This is a genomic window from Xanthomonas sp. SI (assembly GCF_014236855.1).
Classification (GTDB): Bacteria; Pseudomonadota; Gammaproteobacteria; order Xanthomonadales; family Xanthomonadaceae; genus Xanthomonas_A.
This window is the reverse complement of record NZ_CP051261.1, coordinates 4,998,403-5,013,650: the sequence shown is the minus strand read 5'-3', so window position 1 is coordinate 5,013,650 and position 15,248 is coordinate 4,998,403. Positions and strand designations below refer to the sequence as shown.

At 71.7% G+C, this 15,248-nt stretch carries 9 protein-coding genes; all 9 read left to right on the top strand.

What is annotated here, in order from left to right; all coding sequences use genetic code 11:
- Positions 1 to 128: 128 nt before the first annotated feature.
- The 9 genes from HEP75_RS21290 (at position 129) to tssM (ending at position 15,239) form a co-directional block, all read left to right on the top strand.
- The gene (locus HEP75_RS21290; RefSeq protein WP_185824857.1) at positions 129 to 2,624 is read left to right on the top strand and encodes a serine/threonine-protein kinase; all 2,496 of its coding nucleotides are present in this window, start codon (positions 129 to 131) and stop codon (positions 2,622 to 2,624) included.
- 61 nt (positions 2,625 to 2,685) lie between these two features.
- Positions 2,686 to 2,973 carry a PAAR domain-containing protein gene (locus HEP75_RS21285; RefSeq protein WP_185814486.1) on the top strand — a complete coding sequence of 96 codons (288 nt, stop codon included), beginning with the start codon at positions 2,686 to 2,688 and terminating at the stop codon, positions 2,971 to 2,973.
- 72 nt (positions 2,974 to 3,045) lie between these two features.
- Positions 3,046 to 4,356, top strand: coding sequence for a tetratricopeptide repeat protein (locus tag HEP75_RS21280; RefSeq protein ID WP_185826694.1), 1,311 nt, complete (start codon positions 3,046 to 3,048; stop codon positions 4,354 to 4,356).
- A gap of 231 nt (positions 4,357 to 4,587) precedes the next feature.
- Positions 4,588 to 6,579, top strand: a complete 1,992-nt coding sequence (tssI, locus tag HEP75_RS21275) for a type VI secretion system tip protein TssI/VgrG (RefSeq protein ID WP_255423932.1) — start codon at positions 4,588 to 4,590, stop codon at positions 6,577 to 6,579.
- A 10-nt stretch (positions 6,580 to 6,589) separates the two neighbouring features.
- The gene (locus HEP75_RS21270; protein WP_185824856.1) at positions 6,590 to 7,126 is read left to right on the top strand and encodes a hypothetical protein; all 537 of its coding nucleotides are present in this window, start codon (positions 6,590 to 6,592) and stop codon (positions 7,124 to 7,126) included.
- Positions 7,127 to 7,301: 175 nt separating this feature from the next.
- Positions 7,302 to 8,594: a type VI secretion system-associated FHA domain protein TagH gene (gene tagH / locus HEP75_RS21265; RefSeq protein WP_345776779.1), complete on the top strand. Its 1,293-nt coding sequence runs from the start codon at positions 7,302 to 7,304 to the stop codon at positions 8,592 to 8,594.
- A 465-nt stretch (positions 8,595 to 9,059) separates the two neighbouring features.
- A complete protein-coding gene (gene tssK / locus HEP75_RS21260) occupies positions 9,060 to 10,394 on the top strand; it encodes a type VI secretion system baseplate subunit TssK (protein ID WP_185824854.1) in 1,335 nt (444 codons plus the stop codon).
- A gap of 97 nt (positions 10,395 to 10,491) precedes the next feature.
- Positions 10,492 to 11,697: a type IVB secretion system protein IcmH/DotU gene (icmH, locus tag HEP75_RS21255; protein ID WP_255424118.1), complete on the top strand. Its 1,206-nt coding sequence runs from the start codon at positions 10,492 to 10,494 to the stop codon at positions 11,695 to 11,697.
- A 23-nt stretch (positions 11,698 to 11,720) separates the two neighbouring features.
- Positions 11,721 to 15,239 (top strand): type VI secretion system membrane subunit TssM, encoded by a 3,519-nt coding sequence (tssM, locus tag HEP75_RS21250; protein ID WP_185824852.1) that lies wholly within the window; start codon positions 11,721 to 11,723, stop codon positions 15,237 to 15,239.
- The last annotated feature ends 9 nt before the right edge of the window (positions 15,240 to 15,248 follow it).

The window sequence follows — 15,248 nt, the reverse complement described above, 5'->3', positions numbered from 1 at the left end:
CTTCCGCCAGCCATGCTCGACGTCGTGCCCAGGCCGCTCCCGATCGCTGTCCAAGACTTGGCGCATCACGCCCCATGCCGCGGTTCGGGCATCGCACCGCGTTGGACCGTGCAAAAGGCCTCCCCGCCATGCCGCTGAACCCCGCCACCTGGCAGCGCCTGCAGGCGCTGTTCCATCAAGCCTGCGCCCTGCCCGAGCCGCAGCGCGCGGCCTTCGCGCAGGCGCAGGCCGGCGACGAGCCAGAGCTGCTGCACGAGCTGCTCGGCCTGCTCGCGGCCGACGTGCGCGCTACCGAGCTGCCGCGTCCGGGCCTGCTCGGCACGCTGCTCGGCGGCGATGGCAACGCCGACGAGGTGCCGCCCGGGACCCGCTTCGGCCCGTGGGCGATCGATCGGCTGATCGGCCGCGGCGGCATGGGCCAGGTCTATCTGGGCCATCGCGCCGATGGCGCCTACGCGCGCGAAGTGGCGATCAAGCTGATCGCCGCGACGGGACTGGATGCGCAGCAGCGGGCGGTGTTCGAGTTCGAATGCCGCCTGCTGGCGCAGATGCAGCATCCGGCGATCGCGCAGATCCACGATGCCGGCACCGATGCGCAGGGGCGGCCGTATCTGGTGATGGAGTACATCCGCGGCGAACCGCTGACCCGCTGGTGCGCGCAGCACGGGTTGTCGCTGCGCGCGCGGGTGGAGCTGCTGGTGCGGGTCGGCGAGGGTGTGCAGCACGCGCACCAGAAGGGCGTGATCCATCGCGATCTCAAGCCGAACAACGTGCTGGTCGGCGAGGTCGACGGGCGCCCGGTGCCGAGCATCATCGACTTCGGCATCGCGGTGGAAACCGCGCAGCCCTCGCGCAATCCGGCCGGCGCCAGCGGCACGCCCGGCTACATGAGCCCGGAGCAGGCGCAGGGCGACGGCGGCGGGGTGGACGCGCGCAGCGACGTGTACTCGCTGGGCGCCCTGCTGTACGAACTGATCTGCGGGGTGCGTCCGGAGCTGTTCGAGGCCGGCGTGCCGGAGGCGCCCTCGCGCTGGATCCAGGCGCAGCCGCAGCCGCTGCAGCGCGAGCTGGCACTGCAGCGTGGCCAGTCGCCGGCGCAATTGCTGCATGGGCTGCACGACGGCCTGGACGCGATCGTGTTGCAGGCGATGGCGCCGGACCGCGCCGCGCGCTATGCATCGGTGTCGTCGCTGCTGGATGATCTGCGCCGCTGGCTCGGCGACTATCCGCCGCGGGCGCTGCGCCGCTCGCGCGGGCGCGACGTGCGCAAGTTCGTGCAGCGCAACCGTGGTGCGGTGCTGGCTTCGCTGCTGGTGCTGGTCGCGTTGTGCGGCGGCCTGGCCAGCACGTTGTGGTCGCTGCGCAACGCGCAGCGCGAGGCGCAGCGGGCGCAGGTGACCGCGGACTTCCTCGGCTCGCTGCTGTCCAGCGTGGATCCGGCGGTGGCCCAGGACAAGGACAAGACCCTGCTGTTGCAGGTGATGGACCAGGCCTCGCAGCGCGCCACGCGCGAACTGGCAAGCCAGCCGCAGGCGTTGGTGGAGGTGGAACTGACCATCGGCACCAGCCTGGTCGGGCTGGGCGAGTACAAGCGCGCGGTGACCCAGCTTGAGGCGGCGCGGCGCCATGCACAGGCGCACTTGGGCGCCTACAGCGCCGACGAGCTGCAGATCATGCGCCTGCTCGGCGAGGCGCTGGTGAACGTGGGCGAGCCGAAGCGCGCGGAAGCCATCTTGCGCGAGGGCGTCGCGCAGGTGCGCCTGCGCCACGGCGCCGACGCGCCGCTGGGTTACGACATGCAGTCGCGGCTGAGTTGGGCCCTGCGCGTGCAGGGCGAAGCCAAGGCGGCGTTGCGCGAGAGCCGGCAGGCGTACACGGGCATGCTGCGGGTATTGCCGGCCGACGACCAGAGCGTGCTGAGCGCGGGCGATCGCTACGCCGCCACGCTGGCCGATGGCGGCGACTACGATCAAGCGATCGCCTTGATCCGCGGGCTGATCGCGCGCCGCGCCGCGCGCCTGGGCGCGGAGCATCCCCTGACCCTGTCGATGCGCAACAGCCTGGCGGTCTATCTGCTGATGAAGCGCGACTACCCGGCGGCGGAGCGGGAGTTGAAGGCATTGCAGCCGGTCATGATCCGTCTGTACGGGGTGAACGGCTCCGATACCCAGATGATCTACAACAACCTGGCCGGGGCGCTGCGCCAGCAGGGCAAGGTCGCCGAATCCGGACCCTACTACCGCAAGGCGCTGGACAATGCGCGCGCAAGATACCCCGAGGACCATCCCACCACCATCATGGCGCGCACCAACCATGCGTTCTGGCTGCTCGACGACGGCCAGGCGCAGGCTGCCGCAGCTGAGCAGCGGGCGGTGTTGGCCGATGCCGAGCGTGTCCTCGGCGGCAGGCACGAGGTGACGGCGGAAATCCTGCGCGGCCTGGCCGAGGCGGAGATCGCCTTGGGCCAACGCGCACAGGCGCGCGCGCATGCCGAACGCACACGCGACATCCTGGTCGGTCTGTACGGCGATGCGCCCGGGCCGCTGGCGCAAGTGCGCGAAACGCTGGCCAAGCTGGACGCGCCGGATGCGCCACGCTCGGCGTTGGTGGCTGAGACGAAATGACGGGTCGCGCGCCGCCGCGCGCGCCAAGCTGGATGCCTGGCCACTGCGCTCTCGGCTCCGCATGCAACCTGCCGCCCGCCTCACCGATCTGCACGTCTGCCCGATGGTCACCGGGGTGGTGCCGCATGTGGGCGGGCCGATCCTGGCGCCTGGCGCGCCGACGGTCCTGATCGGCGGGTTGCCGGCGGCGCGGATCGGCGACATGGCGGTGTGCGTGGGGCCGCCGGACAGCATCGTGTCCGGCGCACCGACTGTGCTGATCGCGGGCATGCCCGCAGCGCGGCTGGGCGATAGCACCGCGCACGGCGGGGCAATCGTGCTGGGGTGTTTCACCGTGTTGATCGGATAAGGGAGCGGGGCGATGCAGCAGGCGGGGGCCGCGCTGGCGCGGCATGGGGAGGCGGAAGCGGCCGCGGCCGGCATGGGGATGCCGGCCGCAGCGACGCTGGCGCAGACGATCGCCGTGCACCGGGCCGGGGACCTGGACGCGGCCGAGCGCGGCTATCGCGACCTGCTTGCGCAGCACGCCGCGCATGCCGACGCGCTGCACTTCCTCGGCGTGCTGTGCCATCAGCGCGGGCGCAGCGACGAAGCGCAGCAATTGATCGAGCGCGCGCTGACGCTGATTCCCGCCTACCCGGACGCGCACAACAACCTGGGCAACGTGCACAAGGAATGCGCGCGCCTGGCCGAGGCCGAGGCCTGCTACCGGCGCGCGCTGGCCTGCGCGCCGTCGCACCACAACGCACTGAGCAACCTGGCGGTGGTGCTGGAAGCGCAGGCGCGGCTGGACGAGGCGTTCCTGGCCTATGCGCAGCTGCTGCAGCAGGTGCCCGGGTTCGCGCACGGCCACTATCTGCTCGGCTTGTTCCTGCGCAACCACGCGCAGCAGCACGAGCATCTGGAGCAATCGGCCGAGTGCTTCCGCACCGCGTGGCAGCTGGATCCGGCCAACCTGCGCGCGCTGGAGGCGCTTGGCACCGCCTGGTATCTGCTCGGCCGCCACGACGAAGCGGTGGCGGTGTACCGCGACTGGCTGGTGCGCGATCCGCACAATGCGGTGGCCCGGCACATGCTGGCCGCGTGCGGCGGCAGCGCCGCGCCGCCGCGCGCCGACGACGCCTACGTGCGCGAAGTGTTCGATGGCTTCGCCGAGAGCTTCGACGAGCAACTGCTGAACAATCTCGAGTACCGCGCGCCACAGCTGCTGGCCACGGAGCTGGCGCAGGTACTGCATGCGCCGAGCGCGGCGCTGGACGTGCTCGACGCCGGCTGCGGCACCGGCCTGTGCGCGCCGCTGCTGCGGCCGCATGCGCGGCAGCTGGCCGGGGTGGACCTGTCCGGCGGCATGATCGACAAGGCGCGCCAGCGTGGCGGCTACGACGCGCTGGTGGTCGGCGAACTGACCGCGTACCTGCAGGCGCAGCCGCAGGCGTGGGACGTGGTGGTCTCGGCCGATACGCTGGTGTACTTCGGCGACCTGCGCGAGGTCTGCGCCGCCGCGCATGCCGCATTGCGCCGCGACGGCTGGCTGGCCTTCACCGTGGAGGCGCTGGACGCCGCGGACGATCGGGTGCAGCTCGGCTCGAGCGGGCGCTACCGGCACAGCCGCGCGCACGTGCAGGCCGCGCTGGCGCAGGCCGGCTTCGCCCGCGTGCAAGTCCGCGCCGACCAGCTGCGCAAGGAAGGCGGTACGCCGGTGCAGGGCTGGGTGGTGCTGGCACGCCGCTAGCGCCGCGTGCTTCGACGCCGGTGTGCGGCGAGGACGCGCGCCGCTGGCGGTGCGCAGCGCTGAGACGAAATGTCGGCTTTCGCGCCGGGCGCCGTGTGAGTATCGCCCTGCCGGCAGCGCACGCGGGCGGCGTTCGTGCCGGTGCCTGCGTTGCGCGCCGCACCGCGAACGCCGCTCGCGAGCGCCGGCCAAGGTCCGCATTGCGCGGCGCTCGACTTCCCGGACACCACGATGCCCACGCCGATGATGACGCTGCACTCCGACCTTGGCGATGCGCTGCTGTTCTGGCGCATGCAGGCGACGGAAGCGTTGGGCGAATTGTTCGAGTACCGCCTGACCGCGCTCAGCACGCAGCCGCGGCCGGACCTGCGCGCGCTGCTCGGCACCTCGATGGCGGTGCAGCTGAAGGCAGGCGAAGGCCATGTGCGCTGGTACCACGGCATCGTCGCGCATGTCGCGCAGACCGGCTTCCACGTCGTCGACAAGCTCAGCTACGCGGTGCTGGAGGTGACTCTGGTGCCCAAGCCTTGGTTGCTGACCCAGCGTCGCGACTGCCGCATCTTCACCGCGCAGAGCGTGCCGGAGATCGTACGCACGGTGCTCGACGGCATCGGCTACGGCGACGTGACCCTGAGCCTGAGCGGCACCTATCCCAAGCGCGACTATTGCGTGCAGTACCGCGAGGACGATTTCAACTTCATCAGCCGCCTGCTCGAGCAGGAAGGCATCTATTACTTCTTCGCCCACAGCCAGACCACGCATACGCTGGTGCTGGCCGACGCGCTCGGCGCGCATGCCAGCACCGGCGGCTTCGAGACCTTGCCATACGTGCCACCGGGCCAGCATGCCAACGGCATGGGCGCCACCGTCAGCGAATGGCAGCTGGCGCGCAGCGTGCATACCAGCGCGCAGCAGCTCACCGACTACGATCCGTTGCGCCCGCGCGTGTCGCTGGCGGTGGACGAGGACATCGGCCATGGCGGCGATCTGCATCCGGTCAGCGGGTTGACCGCCTTCGACTACCCCGGCACGCATGTGCAGGTCGCCGATGGCAAGCGCTACGCGCAGGTGCGCGCGGAAGCGCACAACGTGCAGCGTTCGCGCTATCGCGGCGAAAGCGACGCGGTCGGGCTGCGCATGGGTGCGCTGTTCTCGCTGAAGGCGTTCCCGCGCCCGGAATGGAACCAGGAATACCTGGTGATCGGCGCGCAGACCGCGCTGGAAGCGCCGGGCTATGCCTCCGGCGTGGGCAGCGGCGCGGCGCCGTTCGCGTGCCGCTTCGAGGCGATCGAGAGCAAGCTGCCGTTCCGCACCGCGGCGCGCGCGCGGCAGCCGCTGATCGCCGGCCTGCAGACTGCGGTGGTCACCGGCAGCGACACCGACGAGGACATCGTGGTCGACCAGTATGGCCGCATCCAGGTCACCTTCCATTGGAACACCTCGGCGCGCGACGGCAGCAAGCCCTCGTGCCCGGTGCGGGTGGCCTCGTCGTGGGCCGGCAAGGGCTGGGGCGCGATGAGCCTGCCGCGGGTGGGGCAGGAAGTGGTGGTCAGTTTCCTGGAAGGCGATCCGGACCGCCCGCTGGTGATCGGCAGCGTCTACAACGCCGATCACATGCCGCCGTTCGCGCTGCCGGACAACAAGACCCAGAGCGGGGTGCGCAGCCGCAGCGCCGGCGGCGGCGCCGCGGACTTCAACGAGATCCGCTTCGAGGACAAGCTCGGCAGCGAGGAACTGTTCGTGCACGCGCAGAAGGACTTGCGCGAGGAAGTGGAGCACGACCACTTCGCCACCGTCGACAACGACCAGACCAGCACCGTTAAGCACGACCGCAAGCACAAGGTCGACAACGACGAGGCGCTGGACGTCGGCAACAACGCCACGCACGCGATCGGACAGAAGTTCAAGCTCAGTGCGGGCAGCGAGATCGAACTGGTCACCGGCGCGTCCAGCATCGTGATGAAGAGCAGCGGCGAGATCGAGATCAAGGGCGTGACCATCACCATCACCGGCAACAGCGCGGTGAACGTGGAAGGCAAGGTGCAGGTGGCGATCAAGGGCGGGGCGAGCGTGGACATGGGCGCCGGCGCCAGCGTCAAGGTGCACTCGGACGCGATGCTGGCGCTGGAGGGCGGGGCGATGGGCACGCTGAAGGCGCCGATGCTCAGCCTCAAGGCCGATGCGCTGCACCAGATCGGCGGCGCGCTGATCATGATCGGTTGAGGGCGCGGCGATGAATGCGATTGAGAAGGCCTGCGTAGAGATGGAGCTGTCGGCGCCGGCGCGCGCGCAGCTGGACGCCGCGCAACCGGCACAGGCCGCGGTGCGCGTGCTGCTCGACGGCGGCCAGCCGCAGGACGCGCTGAAACTGCTGGCGCGGCTGCTGCCCAAGCGCTACGTGGTCGCCTGGCTGTGCCAGTGCGCGCGCGGCGAAGCCTTGTCGCCGGAAGACCGCGCCGGCGCCGCACTGGCCGAGAAATGGGTGCGCGAGCCGAACGAGGCCAACCGCCGCGCCGCGTTCGCCTTCGCCCAGGCCGGCGGCTATGCCTCGCTGGGCGCGTGGCTGGCGGCGGCGGTGGCCTGGTCCGGCGGCAGCCTGGCGCCGCCGAGCCAGGACACGCCGGTGCCGCCGGCCGAGCACCTGACCGCGCGCGCGGCGGTGGCGGCGATCAACCTGCTCGCCGCGCAGCAGCCGGCGCAGTTCGAAGCGCGGCGCCATGGCTATGCGCTGCATGCGCTGGAGTTGCTGGCCGGCGGAGCGGCGGCATGAGCGCGGTCGTGCCGCGATGCCACGCGCGCGCGGCAACGCCTAGCCCATCCGCAACAGCGTGTCCGCGGCCGCGCCGCGCCACCCGATCCGAAGGAAGCGCCCCGTGTCCCTACCGTCCAAACTGACCCTCACCGTCGCCGGCCAGGCCGCCGCCCAGTTCGGTGCGCGCGCGCAGATGGCGTTCGCGCAGCGCGGCGGCAGCATCGGCCGCGCCGACGACAGCGACTGGGTGCTGGCCGCACCCGGCGTGTCGCGCACGCATGCGGTGGTGCGTTATCTCAACGGCATGTATTTCATCGAGGACCGCAGCACCAACGGCATGCTGCTCAACGGCGCCGCGCTGCAACGCGGCGACCCGGCCGCGCTCGGCGACGGCGACCGCCTGCAGCTGGATAGCTTCGAGATCCAGGTGCAGTTGCAGGCCGAAGCGCCCGCCGCACCGCCGCCGCCTGCCGTGACGGTGCCCGACGACACGTCGGACCTGACCCAGGTGGTGCCGGCGGCGTTGCCGCCGCACGTGGCCAGCAGTGCGCCCAGTGCCGGTATTGGCGCATTCGATTTCGACTTCGGTCTGCCCGGATTCGGCGGTGCCGCCGCGCCCGCGGGCGGCGCCTACGACGATGCGCTGCTCGGCGATCTCGGCGTGCCGGGCGCGGCCGGCGAACTGGACCCGCTGCGCCTGCTCGATCCGCTGCCGGCGCCGCCCGTGCCGCCGCAGCCGACACAGAGCTGGAACCACAGCGATGCCGGCCACGACCATTTCCGCGTGCCCGCGCCGCCGGCAGCGGCCGCGGCGCGCGGCTTCGAACTGCCGGAAAACTGGGACCTGACCACCGGCGACTTCGCGCCAGCGGCGCCGCCGGCGGCGAGCGCCGCGGCCACGCCTGCCGCGCCGCAGCCGTTCGCGGCGCAGGCCGCGCCCTCGGCGCCGTCCGCGCAGATGCCGGAGGACGTGGCGCGGATCTTCGAGATCGTGGTCGATGGGGTGATGGAGGTGCTGCGCGCACGCGCCGAGATCAAGAACACCTTCCGCCTGCCGGTGACGGTGATCCAGCGTTCGGAGAACAACCCGCTGAAGTTCGCCGCCACGCCCGAGGATGCGCTGCAGAAGCTGCTGGCACCGCCGAGCCCGGCGTTCCTGTCCGGCGTGGCCGCGTTCGACGATGCGTTCGACGACATCCGCTGCCACCAGATGGCGATGCTGGCCGGCATGCGCGCCGCGTTCGAATCGATGCTGTTCCACTTCAGCCCCGACCGGCTGGAGCAGGAGGTGGACGCCAGCGGCAAACGCCTGGCGTTCGCCGGCAAGGGCCGCTACTGGGAGCGCTACCGCGACAACTTCCAGGCCCTGGCCAAGGACCCGGACGAATGCTTCCGGCGCCTGTTCGGCGACGAGTTCGCCCGTGCCTACGAGGCGCAGCTGGCGCGGCTCAAGTCGGCAAGGCGCGCGGGGAAGTCCCCCCTGTAGGAGCGGCTTCAGCCGCGACAGGGATTGTCCGCAGCACGTGTCGGGGCTGAAGCCGCTCCTACAAAAAGCTGCGTGGTCGCAGAGACAGGAACGCACGTGCGGCGCATGACGCCGGCACCGTTACACAGGTCGCCTGTGGGAGTCGGCGGTGGCATCGGCACCGCGCGCATGTCGGCGCACAACACCAGGAAATCGAAGACGCTGACCCGCAATGCACGTGCCGCGATCGGCCGCGTTGCGCAGGCCATCGTCTCGACGCAGTGCAGCGCCACGGCATCCCCGGCGCCCTGAGACGAATTGTCGGGTAGCGCGCATCCGCGCTGGCCACACTGCATCCCGCCAGCCTGGACTGCGCGCGCCGCGCGCCGCGTCCGGGCCGTCGGCAAGGGGATCGCACATTGGGGTCGGCTGCTGCGTGCAACGCCGCGGCCGCATCGCCATCGACAGCAGCGGACACGGCGGATCATGCACAACAACAAGGTCGTCTGGAGCGAGGGGCTGTTTCTGCGCCCCCAGCATCTGCAGCAGCAGGAGCGCTACCTGGAGCGCTACGTGGAGCTGCGCGCCGGTGGCCTGCATGCGCATGCCTGGGGCTTCTCCGAGCTGGAACTGGAAACCGATCTGTTGGCGATCGGCAAGCTCGGCATCCGCCGCGCGCGCGGCGTGTTTCCCGACGGCACCCCGTTCGCGATGCCGGGCGACGATCCGCTGCCGCCGGCGCTGGACGTGGAGCCGAACTGGCGCGACCAGACCGTGTACCTGACCCTGCCGCTGCGCGCGGCCGCGCAGGCCGATGTGGGCCGCGCCGAGGCGCCGCCGGACCAGCTGTTCCGCTACCGGGTACGCGAGACCGAGGTCGACGACGCCTCCGGCAGCATGCAGGGCGCGGTGCTGATGGAAGTGGGCGGGATGAGCACGCGCCTGTTGCCGCAGTCGCAGCCGCTGGACGGGCTGACCCGGATGCCGCTGGCGCGCATCGTCGAATCGCGCGCCGATCGCCAGGTGACGCTGGACGAGGCGTTCGTGCCGACCGCGCTGGCCTGCCAGGCCGCGCCGCGGCTGGCCACGTTCCTGGTCGAGTTGCTCGGCCTGCTGCACCAGCGCGGCGAAGCGCTGGCCGCGCGGGTGTCGGTCGGCGACCGCGGCGGTGCGGCGGAGATCGCCGATTTCCTGCTGCTGCAGGTGGTCAACCGTTGGCAGCCGCTGATCGCGCACTGGGCGTCGGCGCCGCTGCTGCATCCGCAGGAGTTGTATGCTGCGCTGGTCGCGCTGGCCGGCGAACTGAGCACCTTCACCACCCCGGGCAAGCGCCCGCCGGCGTGGCCGGCATATCGCCACGACGCGCTGCAGCCGAGTTTCGAGCCGGTGATCGCCAGCCTGCGCAGCAGCCTCAGCGCGGTGCTCGAACAGACCGCGCTGCCGATCCCGGTGCAGGCGCGCAAGTTCGGCGTGTGGGTGGCGATGGTGCCGGACGCGGCCTTGTTCGACAGCGCCGCCTTCGTGCTTGCGGCCAAGGCCGACGTGCCCGCCGAAGAGCTGCGCCGGCAATTGCCGCTGCAGGCCAAGATCGGCCCGGTGGAGAAGATCCGCGACCTGGTCAATCTGCAGCTGCCCGGCATCGCGGCGATGCCGATGCCGGTGGCGCCGCGGCAGATCCCGTACCACGCCGGCTACCTGTATTTCGAATTCGACAAGCAGTCGCCGCTGTGGCGCACGTTGAAGGGCTCCGGCGGCATCGCGTTCCATTTCGGCAGCGAGTTCGCCGGGCTGGACCTGCAGCTGTGGGCGATCCGGAGCTGAGCGCATGAATTCACGACCGCCCGTCGATCCGTTGAGCGATGCCACCATCATGCGCCCGCAGCGCGGCGCCGCAACGCCCGCCGCCGCCGCGCCGGCCATGGCGTCCGCGCCTGCGCCCGGCGATGCCGACATCAGCGAATTCCTCGGCCGCAGCGTCAATCCGCTGGTGCAGGCGGCCAGCCCGCTGTTGCTGCTGGCGGTGCAGCTGCGGCACAGCGTGGCGCTGCCGGACGTGGCGCGGCTGCGCGAGCAGGTGACCGCGCAGGTGCGGCGCTTCGAGCAGCGTGCGCGCGACGGTGGCGCGGCCCCCGAAGCGGTCACCGCCGCCCGCTACGTGCTGTGCGCGATGCTCGACGAGGCGGTGCTCAATGCGCCGTGGGGCGAGCACAGCGGCTGGTCGCAGAAGACCTTGCTGGTGGTGTTCCATGGCGAGTCCTACGGCGGCGCCAAGTTCTTCCAGATCCTCGAACGCCTGTGCGCGGACGTGCCGCGCCACGTCGACCTGATCGAGCTGATGTACCTGTGCCTGGCGCTGGGCTTCTGCGGTCGCTACCAGATCGAGGCCGGCGGCCGCGCCAAGTTGGCCGAGATCCAGGACGACCTGTACCGGCGCATCCGCGCCCAGCGCGGCGCCGCGGCGGAGACGCTGGCGCCGCATTGGCAGGGCGTGGACGACCGCCGCCGGCGCCTGGCGCGCTACCTGCCGCTGTGGGTGGCCGCATTGGGCATGGCCTGCATCGTGCTGCTGGCGTTCGCGTGGTTCAACGCGCGGCTCAATGCGCTGTCGGCGCCGATCAGCGCCGCCGCCGCGCAGATCGGCCTGCAGCGCGGCACGCCGCCGGACGCGCTGCGGCCGCCGCCGCCGCGGGTCACGCTCAAGCAGTTGCTGGCGCCGCAGGAGCGCGCCGGCCTGCTCGTCGTCGAGGAACAGGCCAACGGCCAGGCGCGGGTGCGGCTCAACGCCAACGCGATGTTCGCCTCCGGCGGGGTCGAGGTCGATCCGGACCAGCTGCCGCTGCTGGGCAAGATCGCCGCGGCACTGGAGCAGCTGCCGGGGCGGGTGATCGTGGTCGGGCATACCGACGACCAGCCGCTGCGTTCGCTGCGCTTCAAGGACAACTACGCGCTGTCGGCCGCGCGCGCAGAAGCGGTGGCGCAGCTGCTGGGGCAACGCCTGTCGGTGCCGGGGCGGATCGAATCGGCCGGCGCCGGCGATTCGCAGCCGGTGGCCGTGCCGCCGGACCTGGCGGCCAACCGGACGCGCAACCGCCGCGTCGAAATCCTGTTCCAACCGGGGGAGTGAGCGCCGTGGGCAAGCTGCTGGGAATGCTGCGATCCGGTTGGGTCGTGACCATGGTCGGGCTGCTGCTGGCGGCGCTGCTGATCTGGCTGATCGGCCCGTACATCGGCATCGCCGGACACCAGCCGCTGGCCGGCGCGGTGCCACGGCTGCTGCTGATCCTGCTGCTGGTCGGCGTGTGGGCCGGCTGGCTGCAGTGGCAGCAGCTGCGCGCGCGCCGGCAGAGCCGCCAGTTGGCCACCGAGATGGCCACCCCGTCGGCGCTGGACGCGCTCGGCGACGACCGCCAGGCGCGCGGCGCCGACGAACGCGACCAACTGCAGGCGCGCTTCCACGAGGCGGTGCAGATCCTGCGCAAGCGCCGCGGCGGCGGCGATCTGTACACGCTGCCGTGGTACGTGGTGATCGGCCCGCCCGGCTCGGGCAAGAGCACCTTGCTGCAGCATTCCGGCTTGCACTTCCCGCTCGCCGCGCGTTTCGGCCAGCAGGCGCTGCGCGGCATCGGCGGCACCCGCAACTGCGACTGGTGGTTCACCGACGAAGCGGTGTTCCTGGATACCGCCGGCCGCTACACCACGCAGGATTCCGACCGCCAGGTCGATGCCGGCGCGTGGATCGATTTCCTGCGCCTGCTGCGCCGTTACCGCCGCCGCCGCCCGCTCAATGGCGTGCTGGTGACGATGAGCATGTCCGACCTGCTGCTGCTCGACGACGCCGAGCGCGACCTGCACGTGCAGGCGATCCGGCGCCGCCTGGACGAACTCAGCGAGCAGCTGAAGATGAGCGTGCCGGTGTACCTGGTGTTCACCAAGTGCGACCTGATCGGCGGCTTCGGCGAGTTTTTCGACGATCTCAATCCCGAGCAGCGCGCGCAGGTGTGGGGCGTGTCGTTCCCGCTGCCGCGCAGCCTCGACGGCACGGCCGCGCGCGGCTTCGCCGACGAGTACGCGCTGCTGCAGGAGCGGCTCAATGCGCGCCTGTTCGAACGCATGCACGTGGAACGCGACCGTTCCCGGCGCGCGGCGATCCTGTCGTTCCCGCAGCAGTTCGCCGCGCTCGGCGAAGCGGCGCGGCAATTCGTCGAAGGCGTGTTCGCCGGCACCGCCTACGGCACGCCGCCGCTGCTGCGTGGCGTGTACCTGACCTCGGGCACCCAGGAAGGCACGCCGATCGACCGCATGATGGGCGCGGTGGCGCGCACCTTCGGCCTGGCCGAAGCCAGCGTGCAGGCGCCGGGCGCGCAGCGCCGCACCTTCTTCGTCGAACGCCTGCTCAGCCAGGTGCTGCTGCGCGAATCCGGCCTGGCCGGGCGCGCGCCGGCGCTGGAGCGGCGCCGCGCCTGGCTGCAGGTGGCCGGCTACGCCGGCATCGCGCTGCTCGGCGTGCTGCTGCTGGGCGGACTCAGCGGCAGCTACCTGGGCAACCGCGCCTACCTGCAGCAGGTGCGCGCGGCGCTGGATGCGCGCCCGCACAGTCCGGACCCGGACAGCGCGGCCACCACGCCGCAGTACTTCGCGCTGGCGCTGCAGCAACTGGAAGGTACCCGCGCGCTGGCGCAGGTCGCGCAGCAGTACCGCGACGGCGCGCCGTGGTCGATGCGGATGGGCCTGTACCAGGGCGATGCGGTCGGCGAGGAACTGCACGACGCCTACCTGCGCCAGCTCAACGGCACCCTGGTGCCGGGCGTGGCGCTGCGCCTGCGCCAGGGCATGGCCGAGAACGCGGGCGCGCCGCAGGCGCTGTACTACTACCTCAAGGGCTACCTGATGCTGGGCCAGCCGCAGCATCTGGACGCGCCGCAGCTGACTGCGCTGAGCGCGATCGAATGGCGCAAGCTGTTCCCCGCCGACACGGTGCTGCAGCAGGCCCTGGCCGGGCATTTCCAGGCGCTGCTCGACGAACCCGGGCGGCTGCGCGCGCTGTCGCTGGATCCGGCGCTGCTGGAGCAGGCGCGCAACACGCTGCGTTCGGCCGACCTGGCCACGCTGGTGTACGGCAACCTCAAGCTGTCGCAACCGCAGGCCGGCGCCGAGCCGCTGCAGCTGGACAAGGCGCTGGGCCTGCTCGGCAACGTGTTCCAGCGCAACAGCGGCACCGCGTTGTCCGAACCGCTGCCGGCGCTGTACACGCAACCGGTGTTCGCCGCGCTGGCCGGGCAGGGCATCGGCGAGGCGGTCGAACAGTTCGTGCGCGACGACTGGGTGTTCGGCCCGCGCCGCATCGACGCGCTGGGCAAGGCGCGGCTGGCGCAGCAGGTGCGCGTGCTCTACGAACAGGACTACATCCGCTACTGGGACGGCCTGCTGGCCGACCTGCAGCTGCAGCCGGCCGCCGACCTGCAGCAGGCCAGCGCGATCGCGGCCAAGCTGGCCGGGCCGAGTTCGCCGTTGCGGCTGCTGCTCGGCGTGGTCCGCGACAACACCCAGCAGCTGCTGCGCGCGCCGCCGCCCAAGCCCGGGCAGGACGCGGCGAGCAAGGCGGCGGGCAAGGCCGGCGCGAAAATGGCGGCCAAGCTGCCCGGCGGCAACGCGGCCATGGCCGCGGCGCTGGCGGCCAGCGGCGACGCCGGCGATGCCGGTGCCGCTCCGCCTGGCGAGGCCATCGCCAGCCATTTCGCCGCGCTCAACGCGCTCGCCAGCGGTGCGCCCGGCGCCACGCCGCTGGACCACCTGCTCGGCGTGCTCGACCAGCTCAGCAAGACCTTGCTGACCATGACCGATCCGGCCACCGCCTCGCCGCAGCCCAACGCGCAATTGCTGCTGGCGCGACAGGAAGCGGCGCAACTGCCGCCGCCGCTGTCGGCCTGGCTGCAGGCGTTGACCGGCAGCAGCGCCGCGCTGATGACCCGCGGCGCGCAGACCGCATTGGATGCGCAGGTGCAGCAGGCGGTGGGCGTGGTCTGCGCCGAATTCGTCAAGGGCCGCTATCCGTTCGATCCGGCCAGCGCGCAGGAGATCCCGCTGCAGAATTTCGGCGAACTGTTCGGCGTCGGCGGGCGCTTCGATGCGCTGTACCGCGACGCGCTGCAGAAACTGCTCGACACCAGCGGCCGCGACTGGCGCTGGAAGAGCGGCCCGGATGCGCTGGCCGGCGCGCCGGGCTTGCCGGCGCAACTGCAGCTGGCCGAGCGCATCAAGCAAAAATACTTCCGCGGCGCGGCGCAGCCGGAAGTCGGCTTCACCGTGCTGGCGCCGATCCTGGATGCCGGCGTGGCGCGGCTGACCGTGGACATCGAAGGCCAGCGCTTCGACTACACCGCCGGCGGCGTGGACAGCATGCCGATGAAATGGCCCGGGCCCACGCCCGGCCACGTCAGCATCGCCGCCTTCGGCGCCGACGGCGCCGCGCTGGGCCGGCTCGACTACCAGGGCGACTGGGCGCTGTTCCGCGCGCTGCAGGCCGGTGACCTGCAGAACCCGTCGGACCTGCGCTTCGTCGCCCATTTCGATGTCGGGGGCCATGCGGTGCAACTGCCGCTGCGCGCCGGCAACCTGCGCCATCCCTTCCTCGACGCCGACGTGCGTCGTTTCGCGTGTGGGGGTTGAGGATGCAGC

Coding starts and splice junctions, on each gene's coding strand:
- HEP75_RS21290 (WP_185824857.1), top strand. CDS start 129: ATGCCGCTGAACCCCGCCACCTGGCAGCGCCTGCAGGCGCTGTTCCAT.
- HEP75_RS21285 (WP_185814486.1), top strand. CDS start 2,686: ATGCAACCTGCCGCCCGCCTCACCGATCTGCACGTCTGCCCGATGGTC.
- HEP75_RS21280 (WP_185826694.1), top strand. CDS start 3,046: ATGGGGATGCCGGCCGCAGCGACGCTGGCGCAGACGATCGCCGTGCAC.
- tssI (WP_255423932.1), top strand. CDS start 4,588: ATGCCCACGCCGATGATGACGCTGCACTCCGACCTTGGCGATGCGCTG.
- HEP75_RS21270 (WP_185824856.1), top strand. CDS start 6,590: ATGAATGCGATTGAGAAGGCCTGCGTAGAGATGGAGCTGTCGGCGCCG.
- tagH (WP_345776779.1), top strand. CDS start 7,302: ATGGCGTTCGCGCAGCGCGGCGGCAGCATCGGCCGCGCCGACGACAGC.
- tssK (WP_185824854.1), top strand. CDS start 9,060: ATGCACAACAACAAGGTCGTCTGGAGCGAGGGGCTGTTTCTGCGCCCC.
- icmH (WP_255424118.1), top strand. CDS start 10,492: ATGGCGTCCGCGCCTGCGCCCGGCGATGCCGACATCAGCGAATTCCTC.
- tssM (WP_185824852.1), top strand. CDS start 11,721: ATGCTGCGATCCGGTTGGGTCGTGACCATGGTCGGGCTGCTGCTGGCG.